Source organism: Martinezella rhizogenes (assembly GCF_027460065.1).
Classification (GTDB): Bacteria; Pseudomonadota; Alphaproteobacteria; order Rhizobiales; family Rhizobiaceae; genus Agrobacterium; species Agrobacterium rhizogenes_C.
In genome coordinates this window covers 261,781-284,187 of sequence record NZ_JAPYZZ010000005.1, presented here as the reverse complement: position 1 = coordinate 284,187, position 22,407 = coordinate 261,781, and the positions used below count along the sequence as shown (strand labels likewise).

Below are 22,407 nucleotides of genomic sequence, written 5' to 3'. Positions count from 1 at the left end.
ACCGCACCGGAAAATCAGAAGCAGGATCGATATTCGAATTCCCCGAGGGCGTCAGTATTGTTGCTTTTCAATATTCAGTTATCGTCATAATCTCTTTGATTGCCGCATTGCGCTAGTGCAGTTTTGTCACGCTTGCACGGTTTCTTTTTCGATTGATGTTGATGATGTCTAATCAATTGTTTTATAAAATTATTTTCCTTGTATGGGGCCGAAGCATCCTGAAAGAAGGAGCTTCAGGCAGCTGTCCGGTCGTCGTTTGCACTAATCGGCTCTCCCGCTGAAGCACCGGCGCCGCGTCGGCGATGCGCCGAGGCAGGCAAAGCCACCCATTCATATATCCCAAAACGTATAGCGACCATCTGAACAAGAGCGGGCAGGGCAATGCCGATGATTGTCGTGATCGCCAACAGGCTGGCCATGTCTGTTACGTGGAGCAACTTCACCGCGACAGCCCGACCAAAGCCGATTGCAATTATATGCATCACATAAATGCCGACGGACAGCTGGCCCAGTGTCTTGAACATCAATGAAATCGCGTTCTCGCGAATAACCAATCGTTGTGAAATTGTGATAGTCAAAAATATGCCGAGGATTGCGGATAAGAACGGAAGCCGTTCGGGGATTTCAATTAGCCACGATAAACCGGTGGAAATCGCAAATGCGGCCAGAAGCAGGAGACACGAGCGCATCGTGTATCGCCGTTGCTGAAAGCCATACTGCTTGGCGACAATGCCGAGCATGAAATAGATGAAGCCATATGCGATGTCCCACGGTACAGGCTGGCTGTGCAGATAAACGAAGACGAGAATGAAGAGGGCGAGCGCAAACACCATGCGGACAAGCGGGGGTACCCACGCAAATATATAGGATGCCAGTTGGCAGAAAAAGAGTGCGTAGAGAAACCAGAAGGGACTGATCGGGTTCCAAAGAATTCCCAACACCCTTGTAAAGTCAATGGTCGTGTTGGTGAGACCTAAATGTCCCATCATCACCATCAGGCTGCCATGCAGAACCGACCAAAATAGATAGGGATAAACGATGTTTTTTCCGAGCTTGGCGAAAAAATCATTCGGGGCGGTATTTTCTCCGGAGAAGAACAATCCCGACACGAAGAAAAAAAGCGGCATATGGAAGGTGTAAATTGCATAGTCGGCAAAACTCAAGAGGGTGAAGTGTGGGGGTGCGCCAGAACCATTTAGGCCTCTTTCCGCGTGGCCGAAAACTACGAGGACAATACACAGGCCCTTGGCAACATCATAACTGTCGTCGCGCTGCTTTTTAGCTTCCATGCAAGCCCTCAATAGGAGTTTTTATGGACGGATGTAGACTGAAGTCGCTGCTTCATCACGCCCGTTCAGCCAGGGCGAAATTCACGGTATCTGCGAATTCCCTCAGGAAGCGCTCGCGTGAGAAGCGGGCGGCATTGTCAATGCAGGCGTTCTTGTCGAAACGGTCGGAGTTGTCGACGAACTCCTGGACCGCGGCACAAATCGCCTCCGGTGTTTGCTCGCCAAAATAAAGGCCGGTCGGTTGGTTCGAGGCGCCGAGCGGAACGACGGTTTCCAGCACGCCGCCCTTGCCATAGGCGATGACCGGGGTGCCGAGTGCCTGGGATTCGACGGGAACGATGCCGAAATCATCTTCCGCGGCAAAAACGAAAGCCTTGGCTTCCGCCATGTATTTGTGAAGCTCCTCATTGCCGACAAAACCGAGGATTTCGACATTCGGCGCGGCGACTTCGCGGATGCGTTTCATGTCCGGCCCGTCGCCGATGACGACAAGCCGTTTGTCGGGCATCTTCGCGAAGGCTTCCACGATCAGGTGCACCTTCTTGTAGGGCACCAGCCGTGAGGCGGTGACGAAATAATCGCCTTTCCTGTCGGAAGGGGAAAGATGCGCGGTATCGACCGGCGGGTATATCACCGTGGAATCACGTCCATAACATTTGCGCACGCGGCTGCGGATGAATTTGGAATTCACCGTCATCAGATCGACGCCATGCGTGGTGCGGATATCCCACATGCGGATGTAGTGGAGAATGGCGCGCGCAATCCACGAGGCGAAGCCGCGATTGAGCCGGGTTTCCTTGAGATATTGATGCTGGAGATCCCACGCATAGCGAATGGGGCTGTGGATATAGGAGACGTGAAACTGGCCGGGACCGGTGATGACGCCCTTGGCGACCGCATAGCTGGATGAGATGACGAGGTCATAACCGCTGAGATCGAACTGCTCGATGGCGAGCGGCATCAGCGGGAGATAGGAGCGATATTTTTTGCGGGCGAAGGGCAGCTTCTGGATGAAGGAGGTGTTGACGGGACGTCCGCCGAGAAAGCCCCGATCGCGCTCGCTCATGAAGTCGACGAGGCAATATAGATCCGCGTGAGGATAAATTTCGAGAAGGTTGTGAAGCACTTTTTCGGCCCCACCTCGGTCGGTGAGCCAGTCATGCACGATTGCCGTCTTCATAATTTCCTCAATAATTTCAACGTAATAAAAATGTATTGTCCGCTTTTGAACAAGCTCGGCGGTATCGAATATCAGGTCTGTTTGCAGCGCTTGAAAACACGGCTGCGGGAAGGCGAATAAGGTAACGATAAATAAGAATAGGCGGTTATGTCCGTCGTAGTCCGATCTTCAATAGCACTTTCTTCGCAAATGCGAAACAACCAAGCTGCGTAATTCTCCGCCGTCGTTTTCCTTCGCGCGCAGCAATATCCGCCGTCCCGGTTCGCTCTTTCTCGTTTCCCTGAAAAATCCTGTTTCCGGTTCTCAGATACCGGAAAACCGTCATCGCGCCGCATGGTCATTGACAAGGCGTCTTATCAAGATATTCTGTTATAAAGATGCATATAACATAATAATGGAACATCGAGTTGGGACAACGAGCTGGGAGCTTGACCATGAGACGTAAAATTGCATTTCTCACCACCGCCGCACTGTTGCTGGCGCCGGGTATGATGATGGCCGCGGATAAGGGTGGCGTCATCAACGTCGCGACGATCGGTGAGCCGCCGACACTTGACCCGATGGCCTCGACCGCCGATCTGGTCGGCATCGTCACGCAGCATATTTTCGAGACGCTCTACACCTTCGACAAGGGCTGGAAGGTGACGCCGCTCCTGGCCGAAAGCCTTCCTGAGATCAGTGCGGATGGCAAAACCTACACCATCAAGCTGCGCCAGGGCATCAAGTTCCATGACGGCAGCGACATGACCTCGGAAGATGTCGTCGCCTCGCTCGGCCGCTGGATGAAGATCGCCTCGCGCGGCAAGCAGGCCGCCGGTTTCATCGACAATATTTCCGCGCCCGATGCCGGAACGGTGACGATCACCCTCAAGCAGCCCTATGCGCCGCTGACCTCGCTGCTGGCTTTCAACAATTCGGCCGCCATTATCCTGCCGGCTGAAAAACAGGCGGAGCCGATGGCCGAATTTGTCGGCACCGGTCCTTATATGCTGAAGGAGCGCAAGGCGGATCAATATATCCAGCTCGTGCGTTTTGATGGTTACAAATCCCGTGACGGTGAAAGCGATGGTTATGGTGGTGCGCGCCATCAGTATCTCGATGAAATCCGCTTCGTTCCGGTGCCTGATCCGAATACCCGCGTCGAAGCCGCTGTTTCCGGACAATATGACTATGTCGATTCCATTCCCGTGGAGTCCTTCGACAAGGTGAAGTCTTCATCGGCCTCGCAGCCGATGATGCTGAAGCCATTCGGTTTCCCGGTCTTCGTGTTCAACACCAAGGAGGGACTTGCTTCCAAGCTTGAGGTCCGCAAGGCCGTGGCCGAAGCGCTGAACATGGAAGACATGCTGGCTGCCGCATTCGGCAGCACGGATTTCTACGCGCTTGACGGCGCCTATTACCCGGACAATTTCTCCTGGCACACGGAAGAGGGCGTCGAAGGCAACTATAATGTCGGCAACCCCGAAGCCGCTGCCGAAAAGCTGAAGGCAGCCGGTTATAATGGCGAGCCGCTGCGCATCCTCACCAGCCGCCAATATGAATTCCATTACAAGATGGCGCAGGTGGCGGCGGAATATCTGAAGCTTGCCGGCTTCAAGGTGGATATGCAGGTGGTGGACTGGGCGACGCTGACGCAGCGCCGCGCAGACCCGAAGCTCTGGGACATTTACATCAGTCACAGCCCCTTCCTGCCGGAACCGGCGCTAATGGGCGCCTTGTCCACAAGCTCGCCGGGCTGGTGGGATACGCCGGCACGCAAGGCGGCAGTTGACGCCTTCACCTCGGAAGCCGATCCGGAAAAGCGCATTGCGCTGTGGGCTAACGTACAGAAGACGATCTATGCCGAGCTGCCGCTCATCAAGATCGGCGATTTCAACGCTGCGGCCGCCAAATCCAACAAGCTTGAAGGTGTCGATCCGGCTCCGTGGCCGTATTTCTGGAATGCTTCGGTTACGAAGTAAGACCGGCTGGCAATCGGGCGTCGGGCTTTGCATCCGGCGCTCTTTCATACCGGACCTGTGTGCCTGCTTCGCCTCTGCCCTCATTCCTGTGCTTGTCACGGGAATCCAGTCGACGCGCGTCTGCGCGGCGAGAAGGGTCCTTTCAGCCCAAGGACTTGGGGCTGGCTAGATTCCTGTGACAAGCACAGGAATGAGGGTGGAGTATGAGGACATGCGAAGAGAACGTTCGATTTTACTACTGCGAGTGCCGGAATTGCCGGCACCCTCGAGAACTCAGTTCAACCGTCGCCTGATCGCGGCCTATCACACGCTTCGGAGCCTTGATACGTGATACGGTATATTTTCCAAAGACTTGCAGGAATGATCGTGGTGATGTTCCTCGTCGTCACCATCGTTTTCGTCATCCTGCGCGTCACTCCCGGAGACCCGGCCGCCGTGATGCTGGGGCCGGATGCCTCGGCGCAGGATATTGCCGAGCTGCGCACCCGGCTTGGTCTCGATCAGTCGCTTGGCGTGCAATATCTCTATTATATCGGCCAGTTGCTGAAGGGCGATCTCGGCCAGTCGATCTTCCTCAACATGCCGGTTGGATCGGCACTGCTGGACCGGGCGGAGCCGACTTTCTTCCTGACGATTTTTTCGCTGCTGATCGCCAGCGTCATAGCGCTTCCCATCGGCATCTACGCCGCTTACCGGCGCGGTTCCTTCGTGGATCAGGCCGCGACCACCATTGCGATGCTGGCGGCGAGCATTCCGAGCTTCTGGCTGGGCCTCATTCTCATGCAGGTCTTTGCCGTGCGGCTCGATCTGTTTCCGGTTTCGGGTTATGGCGGGCCGGGTGCCAGCTTCATCGAGCGCATGTATCACCTGACCTTGCCGGCCATCGCGCTCGGCCTCGTTTCCTCCGCGCTCATTCTGCGCTTCACCCGCGCCTCAATGCTGGATGTTCTCGGTGACGATTATGTCCGCACGGCCAGAGCCAAGGGCGTCAAGGAGCGCCGGGTGGTGATGAAACATGCGCTGAAGAATGCGCTCATTCCCATCCTCACCGTGCTTGGCCTCACCGCTGCCGTGCTGATTTCCGGCGCAGTGGTAACGGAAACCGTCTTCGGCCTGCCGGGCGTCGGCAATCTCGTCGTCTCAGCCGTGCTGCGGCGGGATTATCCGGTCATTCAGGGCGCGCTTCTCATCATCGCCGGGCTTTACGTGCTCATCAATTTTGCAATCGACATGCTTTATTTGCTGGTCGATCCGAGGGTTCGTTACTGATGGCCGATATTGTTTCCACCACCCCGCCGGCGCGCAACCCGACCATCCTGTTCATTCGGCGTCTCCTGAAGCGCAAGACGGTCGCTGCCGGTCTTATCGTTCTCGTCGTCTTCGTGCTGCTTGCCGTTTTCGCGCCGATGATTGCGCCTTATTCGCCGTCGAAACTGTCGATTGTGAACCGCCTGAAGCCGCCGAGCGAAATTTACTGGTTCGGCACCGACGAGTTCGGCCGCGACGTATTTTCCCGCACCATCTATGCCGGAAGACTGTCGCTTTTGGTCGGGGCCGCCGTGGTGGCGCTTTCGGCGCTGATCGGCATCACGCTCGGCCTGCTCGCCGGTTTTTTCCAGAAACTGGATACGCCGATTGCGCGCCTGATCGATGCCATGATGGCCTTTCCGGATATTCTGCTGGCGATTGCGCTGGTCGCCGCACTCGGTCCGTCGCTGACGACTGTCATCATCGCGCTTGCCGTCGTTTATTCGCCGCGCCTTGCCCGCATCGTGCGCGCCTCGACGCTGGTAATCCGTGAGTTGCCCTATGTGGAGGCGGCGAAGGCGCTTGGCATTTCCACCTTCCACATCATGACGCGGCATGTGCTGCGCAATCTGGTCTCGCCCATCCTCGTGCAATGCACCTTCCTTTTCGCCAGCGCTATGCTGGCTGAGGCGGGCCTTTCCTTTCTGGGGCTCGGTGTCAGCCCCGAAATACCCACCTGGGGAACCATGATCTCCGCTGGCCGCCAATATATCGGTCAGGCTGACTGGATGACCTATTTCCCCGGCTTTGCCATCATTCTTTCCGTGCTGTCGCTGCAAATGGTCGGCGACGGGCTGCGGGACATGCTCGACCCAAGACTGCGAAGGGATTTGTAAGATGACTTCAGGCGAACAGGCAAACACGCCTCTTCAAGCTCCCATTCTTCTCACCAATGTCAAACCCGTCGGTTTCGGAAAGGGGGCGTCCCAGGCCTCGACCGATATTCTGATCGGCGGCGATGGCAAGATTGCCGCGGTAGGCTCTGCCCTGCAGGCGCCTGCGGATGCACAGCGTATCGATGCCAAGGGCGCTTTCATCTCGCCCGGCTGGGTGGATCTGCACGTGCATATCTGGCACGGCGGCACCGATATCTCCATCCGCCCCTCCGAATGCGGGGCGGAACGCGGCGTCACGACGCTGGTGGATGCCGGTTCGGCAGGCGAGGCGAATTTTCACGGTTTCCGCGAATATATCATCGAACCCTCGAGAGAGCGCATCAAGGCCTTTCTCAATCTCGGCTCCATCGGCCTTGTTGCCTGCAACCGGGTGCCGGAACTGCGCGACATCAAGGATATCGACCTAGATCGTATCCTCGAATGTTACGCCGAAAACAGCGAGCATATTGTGGGCCTGAAGGTGCGGGCGAGCCATGTCATCACCGGTTCCTGGGGTGTGACGCCGGTCAAGCTCGGCAAGAAGATCGCCAAGATCCTGAAAGTGCCGATGATGGTGCATGTGGGTGAACCGCCCGCACTCTATGACGAGGTGCTGGAAATCCTCGGCCCCGGTGATGTCGTGACCCATTGCTTCAACGGCAAGTCGGGCTCCAGCATCATGGAAGACGAGGACCTGTTCAACCTTGCCGAACGCTGCGCCGGTGAAGGCATCCGGCTGGATATCGGCCATGGCGGCGCCTCCTTCTCCTTCAAGGTGGCGGAAGCGGCAATTGCACGCGGCCTGTTGCCGTTCTCGATCTCGACGGATTTGCATGGCCATTCGATGAATTTCCCGGTCTGGGACCTGGCGACGACCATGTCGAAGCTGCTGTCGGTTGATATGCCGTTCGAAAATGTCGTCGAGGCCGTTACCCGTAATCCGGCCTCCGTCATCCGCCTCGATATGGAAAACCGTCTCGATGTTGGCAGCCAAGCCGACTTCACCATTTTCGATCTCGTGGATTCCGATCTGGAAGCGACCGATTCAAATGGCGATGTGGCGCGCCTGACGCGTCTGTTCGAGCCGCGTTACGCGGTCATCGGTGCCGAGGCGATTGCCGCCAGCCGTTATATTCCAAGGGCGCGCAAGCTGGTGCGCCACAGCCATGGTTACTCCTGGCGCTGAACCGGAATGGAAAGGCGGGGGTATGCCCTGCGCCTTCCGCAGACATTACGGGATACCCGTCCCGGCATTATGAGGAATTCGCGTGAAACAGTCTTCGCTTGATGCAGAAGGGCACCTTTCGCCCTATGACCGGCTCGCTGCGCTCGGCATCTCCCTGCCGCCGCCGCCGCCGCCAATTGCCAATTTCGTCACCCATGTGGTGGAAGGCAACATGCTTTATCTCTCGGGCCAGGGGCCGCGGGAAGAAAACGGCCATCTCTATGCCGGCAAGGTGGGCGCGGAAATCGGGCTGGAAGAGGCCTATAATCATGCGCGTCTCACCGGCATCAATCTGCTTGCCGTCATGCATGAGGCGCTGGGTGATCTGTCGCGGGTGAAAAAAGTGGTCAAGCTGCTCGGCATGGTCAATGCCGTCAGCGATTTCCGCGATCATCCGAGCGTTATCAATGGCTGCTCCGATCTCTTCATCGATGTATTCGGCGATGCGGGACAACATGCCCGCTCCGCCGTGGGTTTCGGCTCATTGCCGGGCAACATCACCGTCGAGATCGAAGCCATCGTCGCGCTCAAGGGGTGAGGCCGTTTAATGGTTGCGCCAGCCCATCAGCTTTTCGATCCGTTCCGCCGAGACCCTGACCTGTTCGGTATAGTGGTTCTCGTCCGCCAGCACCTTTTGCTCCGGCAGCACGATGGAAATCGTCGCGACGCATTCGCCCCTGTTGTCGCAGATCGGCGAGGCGATGCAGGCGACGGCGTAGTCGGATTCGGCGACCTGTATCGACAGCCGGTCATGGAAAGCGGCGCCTGCCGATTGCGACAGGGTCTCCGGGTTGATTTCCGCGCGGCCGGTGGGCGAGGTGCGGGCGCAGCGCTTGAACAGTTCGACACGCTCCGCCTCCGGCAGATGGCCGACGAGAAGGCGGCCGGATGCCGTCCAGTTCAGGGGAACACGGGTGCCGACGCGCGACGCGACCTGAAAATGGCTTGGACCATCGGCCATGGCCAGAACAAGCATATGGTCGCCGTCGCGGCCGCAAAGCTGCACCGTCTCGCCCGCATGGCGGCAGAGATCGTGCATTTCGTGGGTGGCGACACCCATGAAATCCAGCGAGCGGGCATAGGCGAGGCCATAGTGGTAAAGCCGTGCGCCGAGCCAGATATTGCCATCGGCATTGCGCGCCAGCATGTTCTTTTCGACGAGATCGTCGATGATCACATAGACCGTGGAAAGCGGCGCCTTGATGGCCTTGGCAATCGCGTAAGCGCTGGCGGGAGAACCGGTTTCATAAAGGTAATCAATCACCTGAAGCGCACGGTCGATGCCGCTGACGCGGGAGCGCTTGGCCGCCTTCGCATCCGGGTTTTCCGTCGCGTCGGAGAGCGCGGTTGAAGATGTTTCGTCCAGTCTCTGGGCGTCCAATTTTGGCTCCTCATGCATTTTGAGAAGCTATTACATTATTATGGCATATATGTCGATGCCCATCGCATCGCAAGGACAGGAGAAAGACATGACCGAGGATATCAGAAGCAGGATCGGCCTTCGCCCGGTCATCAACGTCTCGGGCACCATGACCTCGCTCGGCGCTTCCATCGTCGTTCCGGAAGCGGTCGAGGCCATGGCGGCCATCCTGCCGCAATTCGTCGAGATCAATGATCTGCAGCGCAAGGCGAGCGCGGTGATTGCGAGGCTGACGGGCGGCGAGGCTGGTTTTGTCACGGCCTCATGCTCCTCCGGCATCAGCTTGGCCGTGGCGGGTGCGATCACCGGCAACAATCTGCTGGCCATCGAAAAACTGCCTGATGTGACACCGGAAAAGAACGAGGTTCTGGTGCAGATGGGGCATGTGGTGAGCTATGGCGCACCGGTGGATCAGGCGATCCGGCTCGGAGGCGGCAAGGTGGTGCTGATCGGGCAGGCGACATCGACGCATCGTTTTCACATGGAAAACGCCATCACCGAAAAAACGGCGGCGGCGGTTTATGTCGTCTCGCACCATGTGGTGGACTACGGCCTGCTGCATCTTTCCGAATTCGTTGAAATTGCCCATGCCAAGGGCGTGCCTGTCATCGTTGATGCCGCTTCCGAATATGACCTGAAACTGTTTCTGGCCACAGGCGCGGATGTGGTGCTCTATTCCGGCCATAAGTTCCTCGGTGGCCCCACGTCAGGCATCGTCGCCGGAAGTAAGGAACTGGTGCGCAACGCCTTCCTGCAGAATATGGGCATCGGCCGTGGCATGAAAGTCGGCAAGGAAAGCATCTATGGTGTCATGGCGGCACTGGAAGCCTGGGAAAAGCGCGACCATGCCGGCATTCGCGAGCGCGAAACCGGCTATCTCGCCCTCTGGAAAAAGACGCTGGACGGGCGCCCGGGTGTGACGGCGCTGATCGAGCCCGACCCGACCAATAACCCACTCGACCGGCTGCGTGTCATCATCAATGCCGAAGAAGCGCATATCACCGCATGGGACCTGACGACGGCGCTGGCTAAGGGCAATCCTCCGATCATCACCCGCGATCACGAGGTGGAGCATCGTTACTTCTATCTCGACCCCTGCAATCTGCATCCCGGTCAGGAAACCATCGTGGCCTCCCGGCTGGCGGAGGAGTTGGACAAGGCACGCGCCTCCAACGAGGTGATTGCGACGCCATTCGAAGATCGCAGCCGCCACCGTTTCGACGGCATGCTGCGCTGGCCTGATTGAGTAAGCGAGCGGGTGCCGCGAGTTTCTTCTCCCCGAGGGGGAGAAGTCCGCGGCAGCGGGATGAGGGGGCTAGCGTCCCGAAATTCGGTGAGGGTGCCCCCTCATCCGACCCTTCGGGCCACCTTCTCCCCGGCGGGGAGAAGAAGCAAGCCGCGACGCCGAGCCTGAACAGTTCAAACGAGAAGAAAAGAAGGGAACGATCATGACCATGCCGCAGGCAGCACCGCTTAGTGCCGAAGATGCCGTGCTTTCCGTCCGCAATCTCACCACGTCCTTTTTCGTGGATGGCGGCTGGAAACCCGTGGTGCGTGATATTTCCTTCGATGTCGGCCCCGGCGAGACGGTTGCGATCGTCGGCGAAAGCGGTTCGGGCAAAAGCGTGACATCGCTCTCCATCATGCGGCTGCTGGACCGGGAAAGCAGCAGGGTTGAGGGTGAAATCCTGCTCGGTGGTCGCAACCTGCTTTCCCTTTCCGAAGACGCCATGCGGCGGGTGCGGGGCAACGAGGTGGCCATGATCTTCCAGGAGCCGATGACCAGCCTCAATCCGCTCTTCACCATTGGCGACCAGATTTCCGAAGCCCTGCTGTGCCATCAGCCGATGTCGAAAGCCGATGCGCGGGCAGAGACGATTCGGTTGCTGGAAAAGGTCCGCATCCCCTCGGCCGCTTCGCGTTTCGATGAATATCCGCACCGCTTTTCCGGCGGCATGCGTCAGCGGGTGATGATCGCCATGGCGCTCGCTTCCCGGCCGAAGCTGTTGATCGCCGACGAGCCGACGACGGCGCTCGACGTGACCATTCAGGGCCAGATTCTCGATCTCATCAAGACGCTTCAGGAAGAGGAGGGCACCTCTGTCCTGTTCATCACCCACGATATGGGCGTGGTGGCGGAGATCGCCGACCGTACCGTCGTCATGTATCGTGGTGAGCAGGTGGAAGTCGGCGCGACGGCAGATATCTTCCATCGCGGCAAACATCCCTATACCCGGGCGCTTCTGTCCGCCGTCCCGGTTCTCGGGTCGATGACGGGTGAGGAAAGACCGCTCCGCTTTCCCATCGTCAACACCACCACGGGTGAAACGCAGGAGCCGGCACGCCCGGCCGATACCGTCGATGCCAGCGCCCAGCCGGTGCTCAAGGTGGAAGGGCTGACCAAGCGTTTCGACATCCACTCCGGCCTGCTGGGACGGCTCAGCGGCCGCGTCCACGCGGTGGAAAACGTGTCCTTCGATCTGAGGGCCGGCGAAACATTGTCGCTGGTGGGCGAAAGCGGCTGCGGCAAGTCGACCACCGGTCGCGCCATCATGCGGCTGATCGAGCCGGATGCCGGTTTGGTGGTGGTCAATGGCGAGAATATTCTCGCCCTCGACAAGATGGGCATGCGCGAAATGCGCAAGACGGTGCAGATGATCTTTCAGGACCCTTTCGCCTCGCTCAACCCGCGCATGACGGTGGGTGCGGCAATTGCCGAACCGTTTCTGGAGCACCGCATGGGCAGCGCCCGCGAGGCGAAGGAGGTGGTGGCCGACATGCTGGAAAAGGTCGGCCTGTCGCCGGATATGGCGACACGTTACCCGCACGAGTTTTCCGGCGGCCAGCGCCAGCGCATCTGCATTGCCCGCGCGCTGGCGCTGCAGCCGAAGGTCATCGTCGCCGATGAAAGCGTGTCGGCACTGGATGTCTCGATCAAGGCGCAGGTCATCAACCTGATGCTGGATCTGCAGCAGAGCCTCGATCTCGCCTTCCTGTTCATTTCCCATGATATGGCGGTGGTGGAGCGCGTGAGCCACCGTGTGGCGGTGATGTATCTCGGCGAGATCGTCGAAATCGGCCCGCGTGCTGCTGTCTTCGACAATCCGCAGCATGATTATACCCGCAAGCTGATGGCCGCGGTGCCGGTACCGGATCCGGACCGCCGGAATACGCGGCGCGGTGCGGCGAATGACGAGCTGAAAAGCCCCATCCGTCCGGTCGATTATGCGGTCAATCCGCGGGCGTATCGCGAGGTTTCACCCGGACACCTCGTGGCGCTCTGATTGCTGCCCCGTTTTCCCGGAGCGCGGCGCTTTACACGGGGGGACATTCTTCTATACCGCTTCTGGCCGCGTGACACCGATCACGCGCGGAAGGCGGATCATGGCGGTAGCGGAAAAGCAGTGGCGCAAAAGCTTCGAGACGGCAGCGGCGTTGATGCTGTCACGTTTCGATGCCGTGCTCGGCGTGGTGGCCGCGTTGATCCTTGCGGCCCTTCTCGTGGTGGTGCTGGTCAATGTCGCCCTGCGTTACCTGTTCCATACCGGCTTCATCGGCGCGGAAGATCTCGGCATATGGCTCAATGTGGCGATGATCGCCGTCGGCGCACCGCTCAGCCTCAAAAGCGCATTGGCAATGCGGCTCGATGTCTTCGTGCGCTTCCTGCCGCAGCGGTTTCATACCGTCACTGAAATTCTGGCCGATGCATTTTCCTTCGTCGCGGCGCTCATCCTCGCTTTCGGCGGGGTGGAGATCGCGGCGATGCTGGGCGGTACGTCGCCGACGCTCGGCCTGCCGGAATGGGTGCGTTTCGGCTTTCTCGGCGCGGGCGGCGGGCTGATCTTTGTCTATCTGGCGCTTCAGCGTTTCAGCGAAGGCAAGATGCTCGCCGTTCTGCTGTCCATGGCCATCGCACTTGCGGCCTATGTTGGCCTGCCGGGGGTGTTTGTCGATACCAACCTGCCGCCGAGCCTGTTTCTGGCGCTGACGGCGGCGGTGGGACTGGTTCTGGCGGCACCGCTGGCTCACGCTTTTCTTGCCGCCGCTTATGTGGCGATTGCCTTCGGCAGCACCTTGCCGGAGCCGGCCATCGTTTCCTCGACCGTAACAGGCATGTCGAAATTCCTGCTGCTCGCCATCCCATTCTTCCTGCTGGCCGGAAGCCTGCTGACGATATCCGGTGTCGCCAACCAGCTCGTCCGTTTCGCCGCTTCCGTCGTTGGCCACCGCCGGGCGGGTCTGGCGCAGACGACGCTTCTGACCAGCGTGCTGTTTTCCGGCGCGTCCGGCTCATCGGTCGCCAACGCCGCCTTCGGCGCTTCCACCTTCCAGCCGGAACTCGTCAAACACGGTTATCCGCCGGCGCAGGCGGGCGCGATCATCGCCGCGACATCCGTGCTGGACAATGTCATTCCGCCCTCCATCGCTTTCCTGATCCTCGCCACGGCCACCAATCTTTCGGTTGGTTCCCTGCTGGTCGGCGGCTTTTTCGCCGGCGGGCTGATGGCGGTCTGCCTCGGCGTGGCGATCCATTTGAGCGTGCGCAGCGTCGATACCCTGCCACGCGCGTCTGGGGCAGAGCGATGGCGCTCGGCCATCGCCGCCATACCGGCCTTCGGCCTCGGCGTCATCGTGGTGGTCGGCATCCGTATTGGCATCGTCACCACCACGGAAGCGGCGGCCCTTGCGGCGCTCTATACGCTGCTTCTCGGCTTCGGTTACCGGCTGGGCGTGGGCCGCATTTTCGCGACCTTCCGGCAATCGGCCGGGGAGGCGGCAGCAATTGGTCTTCTGATCGGCACCGCCGGTCCTTTCGCCTTTCTGCTGGCGGTGGACAATGTCTCCGGCCTCGTCACGGATTTTGTCACTTTGCTTGGCGGCAGCAAGATCGCCGTATTGCTGCTCTCCAATCTCATCCTGCTGGCGGTCGGTCTGGTGCTGGATATCGGCGCGGCGATCCTGCTCTTCGGGCCCATCCTGCTGCCCGCTGCCGTGGCGTCCGGCATCGATCCCATTCATTTCGGTGTCATTCTGGTGGTCAATCTGATGATCCACGGCCTGACACCGCCGCTCGGCATGCTCATCTTCGTGGTCAGCGGCGTGACCCGTGTTCCGGCGGCAGCACTTTTCCGGGCGGTCATTCCCTATCTCGTCTCGTTGCTCGTTGCCCTCGCCATTTTATGCCTATGGGCCATATTGTTTTAAGTCAGAGGTTTTTGTCATGAGCATTATCGATCGCCGCCATCTCCTCAAACTCTCCGCCCTCGGTGCCGCGACGCTTGCCGCACCGGCCCTGATGCGCCCGGCGCAGGCCAGAACCCGCCGCCTCACGGTCGCATCGCTATTTGCCGACGACAAGCCGGAGACGAAGATCTGGGTGAAGATCAGCGAGCTGGTGGAGGCGAAGCTGCCCGGTCGTTTCCGCTTCAACATCGTCAAGAGCGGCGCCCTGGGCGGCGAAAAGGAAGTGGCGGAAAACATCCGCCTCGGTTCGGTTCAAGCCAGCCTCTCCACCGTCTCTTCCCTGTCCGGCTGGGTGCCGGAACTGCAGATCCTCGATCTGCCCTTCTTGTTTCGAGATAGTGAACATGTGCGCAAGGTGGTGACGGGAGAGACCGGCGAAGAACTGAAGACAAAGCTTGCCGCACAGCAATTCGTCGCCGCCGATTTCATCAATTACGGCGCACGTCATCTTCTGGCCAAGGAGCCTGTGACCCGGCCGGAACAGTTGAAGGGCAAGAAAATCCGCGTCATTCAGAGCCCGTTGCACACCAGATTGTGGAGCGCCTTCGGCATGACGCCGGTCGGCATTCCGATCACCGAGACCTATAATGCGCTGGCGACCGGGGTGGCCGACGCCATGGACCTCACCAAATCGGCCTATGCCGGTTTCAAGCTTTACGAGGTCGTGCCTTATCTGACCGAGACTGGCCATATCTGGGCCTCGGGCGTTGTCTATTACGGTGCAGCCTTCTGGAACCAGCTGGACGATGAGGAAAAGAAGATACTCTTGGAAGCCTCCAGCGAAGGTGCCCGTTATTTCAACCAGTTGATCGTGGAAGATGAAGTAAAGTCCGTCGACCTTGCGCTCTCGAAGGGTGGCAAGGTGCTGCAGCCGGAAATGCTGGATGAATGGCGCAAGAGCGCGCAGGGCGTCTGGCAGGATTTTGCCGGAATTGTCGGCGGTCTCGAAAAGATCGAGGCGATCCAGTCTATCTGAGGCAGCCGCATCGGACATGAAAGGGGAAGGCGCTTTTGCGCCTTCCCCTTTGTTTTAGCGGATGTCTTCGGGCAGAACGTCCGAAGGGATGTTCTGGTAGGAAACCGGGCGCATGAAGCGGCGGATCGACATGGTGCCGACAGAGGTCGCGCCGAAGTTCGTCGAGGCCGGGTAGGGGCCACCGTGAACCATGGCTTCGGAAACTTCCACGCCGGTCGGGAAACCGTTGGCGAGAACGCGGCCGGCCTTGCGCTCCAGGATCGGCAGCAGCTTGCGGCCGAGTTCGGCGTCGCCGGCATCCAGATGCATGGTTGCCGTCAACTGGCCTTCGAAGCTCTTGGCGACGTCAAGCATTTCTTCCGGGCTATCAACAGTCACGATCAGGCCGAGCGGTCCGAAGACTTCTTCGGCAAGCGCATGGTTGGCAACCCAGTCCTTGCCGGCAACACGGTAGAGATAAGGCGTTGCATTGCGCAGATTGCAGGTGGTGGTCAGCACGTCGCGCACGCCGTTGCCGGCAGCGATACGGTCACGGCCGTCGCGATAGGCGGCGGCAATGCCGTCGGTCAGCATGACCTGCGGGCCGACTTCGGAAAGCGCTGCGCGCGCGGTTTCAGCAACCGCATCCGCCTGCTCGGAGAGAATGACGGCGATGCCGGGATTGGTGCAGAACTGGCCTGCACCCATGGTCAGCGAGCCGGCCCAGCCCTTGGCGATGGCCTCGCCACGGGCGGAAACGGCTTCCGGCAGCAGGAACATCGGGTTCACGGAACCGAGTTCGCCGAAGAAGGGGATCGGCTCGGGGCGCTGGGCGCAAAGATCGAACAGCGCACGGCCGCCGGCAAGCGAACCGGTGAAACCGACCGCCTTGATGCGCGGATGCTGCACGAGTGCGGAACCGACATCGCGGCGGCCGCCCTGGATCAGCGAAAAGACGCCGCGATGCAGATTGTGCTTCTTGACGGCGGCAAGCACGGCTTCGGCAACGATTTCGCCGGTGCCGGGATGGGCGGAATGGCCCTTGACGACGACGGGGCAGCCGGCGGCCAAAGCAGCAGCGGTGTCACCACCGGCAGTGGAGAAGGCGAGCGGGAAGTTCGACGCGCCGAAGACGGCGACGGGGCCGATCGGGCGCTGCATCAGGCGGATATCCGGGCGCGGCAGCGGCTGGCGATCCGGCAGCGCTTCGTCGTGGCGGCGGTCGAGATAATCACCCTTGCGGATATGCGATGCGAAAAGGCGGAGCTGGCCAACGGTGCGGCCACGTTCGCCCTGCAGGCGTCCTGCAGGCAGGCCGGTCTCGGACGAGCCGATTTCGGTGATGGCGTCGGCGCGTGCTTCGATCTCATCGGCGATGGTGTCGAGAAATGCGGCGCGCTCTTCGCGGGTGGTGTAGCCGTAGCTCCAGAAGGCTTCTTCCGCAGCTTCCGCAGCCTTGTTCACCAGATCGACCGTGCCGACCGAAAAATCGAAAGCCTCGCCATGTGCAGGCTCGCTGCGGAATTTTGCTTCCGTTGCGACCCATTCTCCTGCAACCAGATGTTTGCCGTGCGGCTTGAAACTCATTGTGCTCTTCCCTGAAAATCTGATCCTGCGTGGAAAATCCACCCGACACCGCGACATGGACCGAAAGGCGACAGCACAAACGCCATCAGCCGCGATCCTCGCCCGGTTGCCTTCTGCCTTAGCCCGTGCGGGGCCTGAGCGAAAGGCGGTTTCTCAACTATTTGACCAAAAAGTGTGATTAATTGGGCGAGACGTGAAAAACACCCGCTTCCGTTTACGCGCACGGCGTTTTATATGACGTCATGATGACAAATAGACTTCTGAAATACATCGCCTGGTCGGTCCTTCTGATGATCGTGATCGTCACGGTCTGCCCGATCGGTTTTCGTCCGCACACGCTGACGACGGTGAGCATCGACCGTGCCGCCGCCTTTGCCGTCTGTTCGGCGGCCTTCGTGCTGGCCTATCCGCGTTACTGGCTTGCCATTATTGTGGCTGGCATCGTGGCCGCTTTCGGCATCGAGGCGCTACAATTCCTGTCACCCACGCGCCACCCCCATTTGACGGATGCGGTGGTAAAAGCAGCCGGCGCCATAGCCGGTGGGCTAGGGGCTTTTTCCTGGCTTCAGTTCAAGGCGCGATTGACCGCAGGTTCTCTCATCCGTCATTCCGGCTTTGAGCCGGAATCTAGCCAGCCCAAGTCCATGGGCTGAAAGGAGTCTTTTCGCCGCGCGGACGCGCGTCGGCTGGATTCCGGCTCGAGGCCGGAATGACGGATAGGAAGCCGATCAAACGCGCCGCGCTTTCGCTTAGCGATCACCCTTCGCCAGCCCGAAACGAGCATGTGACAGGGTGCGCTCGATACCGCGCAGCTCCGCCAGCCCTTTCAGCCGGCCGATGGCGGGATAACCGGGCTGCGCCCCGCGCGTCAGGTCGTCGAGGATTTCCTGCCCGTGGTCAGGGCGCATCGGAATGGTGTGGTCGTCGCGGCCTTCCACCCGGCGGCGCGCTTCTTCGTTAAGAAGTGTGGCGATGACGGCGACCATGTCGGTACCGCCTTCCAAATGTTCATCCTCAAAAAAGGAGCAGGGCACGGTATCGGTGTCACGCGTCACATTGCGCAGATGCACGAAATGGATGCGATCGGCAAAACGGCTGGCGATGAAGGGCAGGTCGTTATCCGCCCGTGCGCCGAGCGAGCCGGTGCAGAGCGTCACGCCATTGGCGCGGATGTCGACCTGCGACAGCATATGGGCGTAGTCGTCTTCCGTTGAAAGAATACGCGGCAGGCCGAGCAGCGGCCAAGGTGGATCGTCACCATGGGCGCAGATATTGATGCCCACTTCCTCGGCAACCGGTGTCACCTCGGCGAGAAAATCGATCAGGTTCTGCTGCAGCCTTTCACGATTGACGCCGTGATAGGAGCGCAGTTTTTCGAGCAGCTGGGCGAGCGTATAACCATCCGCCGAGCCGGGCAGGCCAGCGCCGATATTGCGCCCGAGCGCGGTGATTTTTGCATCCGGCATTTCGGCGAAGCGTTTTGCCGCTTCCTCCAGCAGCCAGTCCGGATAGTCGGCCCCGGCGTCTGGGCGTTTCAGAATATGAATGTCGAAGGCGGCGAAATCAGGAAGATCGAAGCGCATCGCCTTTGCGCCGTGTCTGGTTTCCCAGCGAAGGTCGGTGCGGGTCCAGTCCAGTACCGGCATGAAATTATAGCAGACGGTGCGGATGCCGGAGGCGGAGAGGCGGCGCAGGGTTTCCTGCCAGTTGGCGATGTGATTTTTCCAGTCGCCGGTCTGGGTCTTGATATCTTCGGAGACGGGCACGCTTTCCACCACGTCCCAATAAAGCCCGCCGGCCCTGATCGCCTCATGCCGTTTGATGATTTCGTCCACCGGCCAGACATCGCCGGTGGCGATGTGGTGCAACGCGCTGACGATGCCTTCCGCGCCTGCCTGAGCCGCATCCTGAACCGTGACCTTGTCGACCGGACCGAACCAGCGCCATGTATGTCTCATCTTAAATCCTCAAATATCAGTCTGCTGAAAATGTCAGTTGCACCTTGCAGGCGGAGGAACGATCTCCGGCCTGTTCAAAGGCCGCTTTCGCCTCGCCGAGCGGGAAGCTGTGGGAAATGATCGGCCGCACATCGATCCCGCGCGTGGAGATAAGTCCGGCGGCGATGGCGAATTCGTCATGGAAACGCTGCGAGCCGCGCCAGAGGATTTCCTTGCCCACCAATGCATTGAGCGGAATGGTGATGTCGCCGGTGACCCCCACCTGCACGATGGTGCCGCGCGGGCGCACGCAGGCAAAGGCGGTGCGAAGCGCGGGTGCTGCGGCGGAGCAATCGAAAATGACGTCGAAATAGCCCTTGTTTTCCTGGTAGGGCAAAAGCGCCTCAGTGTCTTTTGCGACATTGATGGTGCGGTCGGCGCCCATGGCGGGTGCGCGTTCCAGCGCGGCATCGGTGAGATCGGTGGCGACGATGGTGCCGGCGCCGGCATGGCGTGCGGCGGCAATGGTCAGAAGGCCGATGGGACCGGCGCCGGTGACCAGCACCTTCGCACCTGTCAGATCACCAGCCTGGGCGACTGCATGCAGGCAGACGGCGAGCGGTTCGGTGCAGGCGGCCTCGGCGGGCGAGGTCGCGTCTGAAAATGTTGCGCATTGTTTGGCGGGAACCACCAGCCGGTCGCGGAACATGCCCTGCTCATGCGGCAGGCGCATGGCACTGCCCATGAAGCGCATCTCGAGGCAATGGATCGGCTGGCCCTTCAGGCAGAACTGGCAATGGCCGCAGGGCTGCGACGGATTGACGGCGACGAGCTGGCCGATGGCGAGCCCGCTGACGCCAGCGCCCAAAGCCGCGATATGGCCGGATGCCTCGTGACCGCAGATGATCGGCTCGCGCACCCGCACCGGGCCGAAACCGCCATCCTGATAATAATGCAGATCGGAACCGCAGATACCGCCTGCCGCCATGGTGAGCAGCACTTCGCCGGGGCCGGGAGCCACAAGCTCCTGCGTTTCGACGCGGATGTCCTTAACGCCGTGTAGACGTGCCACGCGTGTCTGCATGACGATGCCCTTTCTTTAGGTGGTTGCACTGGACACGACGTTTGAAAATCATTTGACAATCCTGCGTGTGGCTTACCCCCCTCTGTCCTGCCGGACATCTCCCCCTCAAGGGGGGAGATCGTTCCTTGGCGATGTCTCGCACCTCTCGACGGTCGAGAATGAAGTGGCGAGAAAGCGTCTTGCTGATCTCCCCCCTTGAGGGGGAGATGTCCGGCAGGACAGAGGGGGGTAAGCCACACGCAGGATTGTCAATGATTTTCAACCATCGTGTACTGTGTTGAAACCCGCGCGGTGGCGACCGCGCGGGTGTGGATGTTTGTCTTAGCGGATCAGGCCCATTTCGGTCGGCAGCCACAGCGTGATGGCCGGAACGAAAGTGATCAGCAGCAGCGCTACGAACAGCGGCACCAGCCATGGCAGAATGGCCATCGTCGTGCGCTCGACGGAGAGTTTCGCCACACGCGAGAGCACGAACAGCACCATGCCGAGCGGCGGGTGCAGCAGCCCTATCATCAGGTTGAGCGTGATGATCAGGCCGAAATGCACCGGGTCGATGTTGAATTGCAGCACCAGCGGCAACAGGATCGGCACGAGGATGGTGATCGCCGCGATCGTATCGAGGAAGCAGCCGACGAACAGCATCAGGAGATTGACCAGCACGAGGAAGATCCACTTGCTGTCGGTGATCGTCAGGATCGCCGCTGACAGAATCTGTGCCGCCTGACTGACGGTCAGCAGCCATGCGAAGACGGAGGCTGCCGCGACGATGAAGAGCACCGAAGCGGTCGTTTCGATGGTGTCGAAGGTCGATTTCGCCAGCGTCTTGAAGGTCATCGTCCGGTAACGGACAAGCCCGAGGAACAGCGACCACAGAACGGCGGCAACGGCTGCCTCCGTTGGCGTGAACCAGCCCATGGTCATGCCGCCGATCAGGATGACAGGCGTCATCAGCGCCATCACGGCGGAGAAGTCGAAATACCAGTCGCAGGCGAGCAGGATGACCAGCACGATCAGGATCGACAGGTTGAGCGACAGGCCGAATGCCGTGAGGATATAGATGCCGAGCGGCACCATCATGACGACGAGGACTTCAAGAGATGCGCCGAAGATGGTTCTGAGATTGAACGGCGTATCGGAGCCCCAACCCTTGATATAGGCGAAGACCGCAACCGTGATCATCATCAGAAGCGTCATGACGACGCCCGGGACGATACCGGCCATGAACAGTGCGCCGATCGAGACATTCGCCATCATGCCGTAGATGACGAAGGGCAGCGATGGCGGGAAGATCGGCCCGAGCGTCGCGGAGGCGGCGGTAACGCCGACGGCCGCTTCGACCGGATAACCGTGGTCCTTCATGGCCTTGATTTCGATGGTGCCGATGCCGGCGGCATCGGCAAGTGCGGTGCCGGACATGCCGGAAAAGATCACCGAGCCGATGATGTTGACCTGTGCGAGACCACCCTTCATCCAGCCGACCAGCGCGACGGCGAAGGAATAGATGCGTCCAGTCACCCCCGCCGTGTTCATGAGATTGCCGGCAAGGATGAAGAAGGGAACGGCCAGAAGCGGGAAGCTTTCCACACCCGCGATCAGGCGCTGCGCCGCGATGATATCAGGCGCGACATTGTAAAACACGATGTAGAGCAAGGAGGCCGAGGCCATGGAAATGGCGACCGGCAGGCCGATCAGCATCAGCAGAAGAAATGAGCCGATAAGAAGCAGCATCTGATCAATCTCCCGCGCTCTGGAATTCTTCGGGCCGTTCCAGAACGGAATAGCCTCGCTGCATATTGGCGATGAACACCTGCACCGACCGGAAGAACATCAAGACAAATGCCGCCAGAACCGTGTAGAAAACGATGTTGCGCGGCAGCGCCACGGTCACCATCTCCTCATCCGCGACAATTTCCAGATAACGCCACATCAGCCAGGACGTGTAGGCGAAGAACAGGATGCGCAGCACGTCGACAAGGATCGACATGGCGCGGGCCACCTGCGGCGGCACATAGTGATAAAGCACATCCACCTGAATGTGGCGCGACATGCGCACGCACATGACCGAACCTAAAAACACGACGCCGATCAGGCAGTTGACGGCGATTTCTTCCGTCCAGGCGTAACTGTTGTTGAGCACGTAACGGGTGAAGAACTGAAGGAACACGCAGCCCGTCATCAGCCAGAAAAGGCCGAGCGTGACCCAGTCCTCGAATGAATAGACCTTGAGATCGACCTCGGGCGGCGCTTCATCAAACGTATGGGCGAGTTCCTCAGGGGTGACCTGAGTATGGATTTCCTGCGACATTGAGATATCCCGTCTGGAGAGAAAGGGCGGTGCGGCA

The 22,407-nt window shown here is 59.7% G+C and carries 18 protein-coding genes; 10 read left to right on the top strand and 8 right to left on the bottom strand.

The annotated features are described in order from the left end of the window. Positions 1-233: 233 nt before the first annotated feature. Positions 234-1,289, bottom strand: a complete 1,056-nt coding sequence (locus O8B93_RS10970; protein ID WP_269709884.1) for an acyltransferase family protein — start codon at positions 1,287-1,289, stop codon at positions 234-236. Between the two features lie 55 nt (positions 1,290-1,344). Then, a complete protein-coding gene (locus tag O8B93_RS10965; RefSeq protein WP_269709882.1) occupies positions 1,345-2,469 on the bottom strand; it encodes a glycosyltransferase family 4 protein in 1,125 nt (374 codons plus the stop codon). 434 nt (positions 2,470-2,903) lie between these two features. Between O8B93_RS10965 and O8B93_RS10960 the strand changes: the two genes are divergently transcribed. The 5 genes from O8B93_RS10960 to O8B93_RS10940 all read left to right on the top strand — a co-directional run bounded on the left by O8B93_RS10960 (position 2,904) and on the right by O8B93_RS10940 (position 8,376). Continuing rightward, a complete protein-coding gene (locus O8B93_RS10960; protein WP_269709880.1) occupies positions 2,904-4,430 on the top strand; it encodes an ABC transporter substrate-binding protein in 1,527 nt (508 codons plus the stop codon). Between the two features lie 327 nt (positions 4,431-4,757). After that, a complete protein-coding gene (locus tag O8B93_RS10955) occupies positions 4,758-5,699 on the top strand; it encodes an ABC transporter permease (RefSeq protein WP_269709878.1) in 942 nt (313 codons plus the stop codon). Then, on the top strand, positions 5,699-6,574 hold the full coding sequence (locus O8B93_RS10950; RefSeq protein WP_065117645.1) for an ABC transporter permease: 876 nt from the start codon (positions 5,699-5,701) through the stop codon (positions 6,572-6,574). The genes O8B93_RS10955 and O8B93_RS10950 overlap by 1 nt, the downstream gene beginning before the upstream one ends. Before the next feature lies 1 nt (position 6,575). After that, positions 6,576-7,799 carry an amidohydrolase/deacetylase family metallohydrolase gene (locus tag O8B93_RS10945; protein ID WP_269709876.1) on the top strand — a complete coding sequence of 408 codons (1,224 nt, stop codon included), beginning with the start codon at positions 6,576-6,578 and terminating at the stop codon, positions 7,797-7,799. Positions 7,800-7,881: 82 nt separating this feature from the next. Further along, a complete protein-coding gene (locus O8B93_RS10940; protein ID WP_020011822.1) occupies positions 7,882-8,376 on the top strand; it encodes a RidA family protein in 495 nt (164 codons plus the stop codon). Between the two features lie 6 nt (positions 8,377-8,382). On the opposite strand, the gene O8B93_RS10935 is transcribed toward O8B93_RS10940, so the two are convergent. Then, positions 8,383-9,219, bottom strand: coding sequence for an IclR family transcriptional regulator (locus tag O8B93_RS10935; protein ID WP_269709874.1), 837 nt, complete (start codon positions 9,217-9,219; stop codon positions 8,383-8,385). Positions 9,220-9,307: 88 nt separating this feature from the next. Between O8B93_RS10935 and O8B93_RS10930 the strand changes: the two genes are divergently transcribed. The 4 genes from O8B93_RS10930 (at position 9,308) to O8B93_RS10915 (ending at position 15,478) form a co-directional block, all read left to right on the top strand. Next, positions 9,308-10,504 carry an aminotransferase class V-fold PLP-dependent enzyme gene (locus tag O8B93_RS10930; RefSeq protein WP_269709872.1) on the top strand — a complete coding sequence of 399 codons (1,197 nt, stop codon included), beginning with the start codon at positions 9,308-9,310 and terminating at the stop codon, positions 10,502-10,504. Positions 10,505-10,706: 202 nt separating this feature from the next. Then, positions 10,707-12,542, top strand: a complete 1,836-nt coding sequence (locus O8B93_RS10925) for an ABC transporter ATP-binding protein (protein WP_269709870.1) — start codon at positions 10,707-10,709, stop codon at positions 12,540-12,542. A gap of 154 nt (positions 12,543-12,696) precedes the next feature. Next, positions 12,697-14,463: a TRAP transporter large permease gene (locus tag O8B93_RS10920; RefSeq protein ID WP_269709927.1), complete on the top strand. Its 1,767-nt coding sequence runs from the start codon at positions 12,697-12,699 to the stop codon at positions 14,461-14,463. Between the two features lie 16 nt (positions 14,464-14,479). Beyond that, positions 14,480-15,478, top strand: a complete 999-nt coding sequence (locus O8B93_RS10915; protein ID WP_269709868.1) for a TRAP transporter substrate-binding protein — start codon at positions 14,480-14,482, stop codon at positions 15,476-15,478. A gap of 54 nt (positions 15,479-15,532) precedes the next feature. Here the strand turns inward: O8B93_RS10915 and O8B93_RS10910 are convergent, their stop codons facing one another. Then, complete coding sequence (locus tag O8B93_RS10910) at positions 15,533-17,044, bottom strand: aldehyde dehydrogenase (NADP(+)) (RefSeq protein WP_269709866.1); 1,512 nt, start codon at positions 17,042-17,044, stop codon at positions 15,533-15,535. A gap of 245 nt (positions 17,045-17,289) precedes the next feature. Here O8B93_RS10910 and O8B93_RS10905 point away from each other — a divergent pair, with 245 nt between their 5' ends. Further along, positions 17,290-17,697, top strand: a complete 408-nt coding sequence (locus O8B93_RS10905) for an antibiotic resistance protein VanZ (protein ID WP_269709864.1) — start codon at positions 17,290-17,292, stop codon at positions 17,695-17,697. 96 nt (positions 17,698-17,793) lie between these two features. Here O8B93_RS10905 and uxuA read toward each other — a convergent pair whose 3' ends face one another. The 4 genes from uxuA to O8B93_RS10885 form a co-directional block, all read right to left on the bottom strand. Then, positions 17,794-19,002, bottom strand: a complete 1,209-nt coding sequence (gene uxuA, locus O8B93_RS10900) for a mannonate dehydratase (protein ID WP_269709862.1) — start codon at positions 19,000-19,002, stop codon at positions 17,794-17,796. 16 nt (positions 19,003-19,018) lie between these two features. Next, a complete protein-coding gene (locus tag O8B93_RS10895) occupies positions 19,019-20,065 on the bottom strand; it encodes an L-idonate 5-dehydrogenase (protein ID WP_269709860.1) in 1,047 nt (348 codons plus the stop codon). 321 nt (positions 20,066-20,386) lie between these two features. Next, complete coding sequence (locus O8B93_RS10890) at positions 20,387-21,793, bottom strand: TRAP transporter large permease (RefSeq protein ID WP_269709858.1); 1,407 nt, start codon at positions 21,791-21,793, stop codon at positions 20,387-20,389. Positions 21,794-21,797: 4 nt separating this feature from the next. Beyond that, complete coding sequence (locus O8B93_RS10885; RefSeq protein WP_020809476.1) at positions 21,798-22,370, bottom strand: TRAP transporter small permease; 573 nt, start codon at positions 22,368-22,370, stop codon at positions 21,798-21,800. Positions 22,371-22,407: the final 37 nt, after the last annotated feature.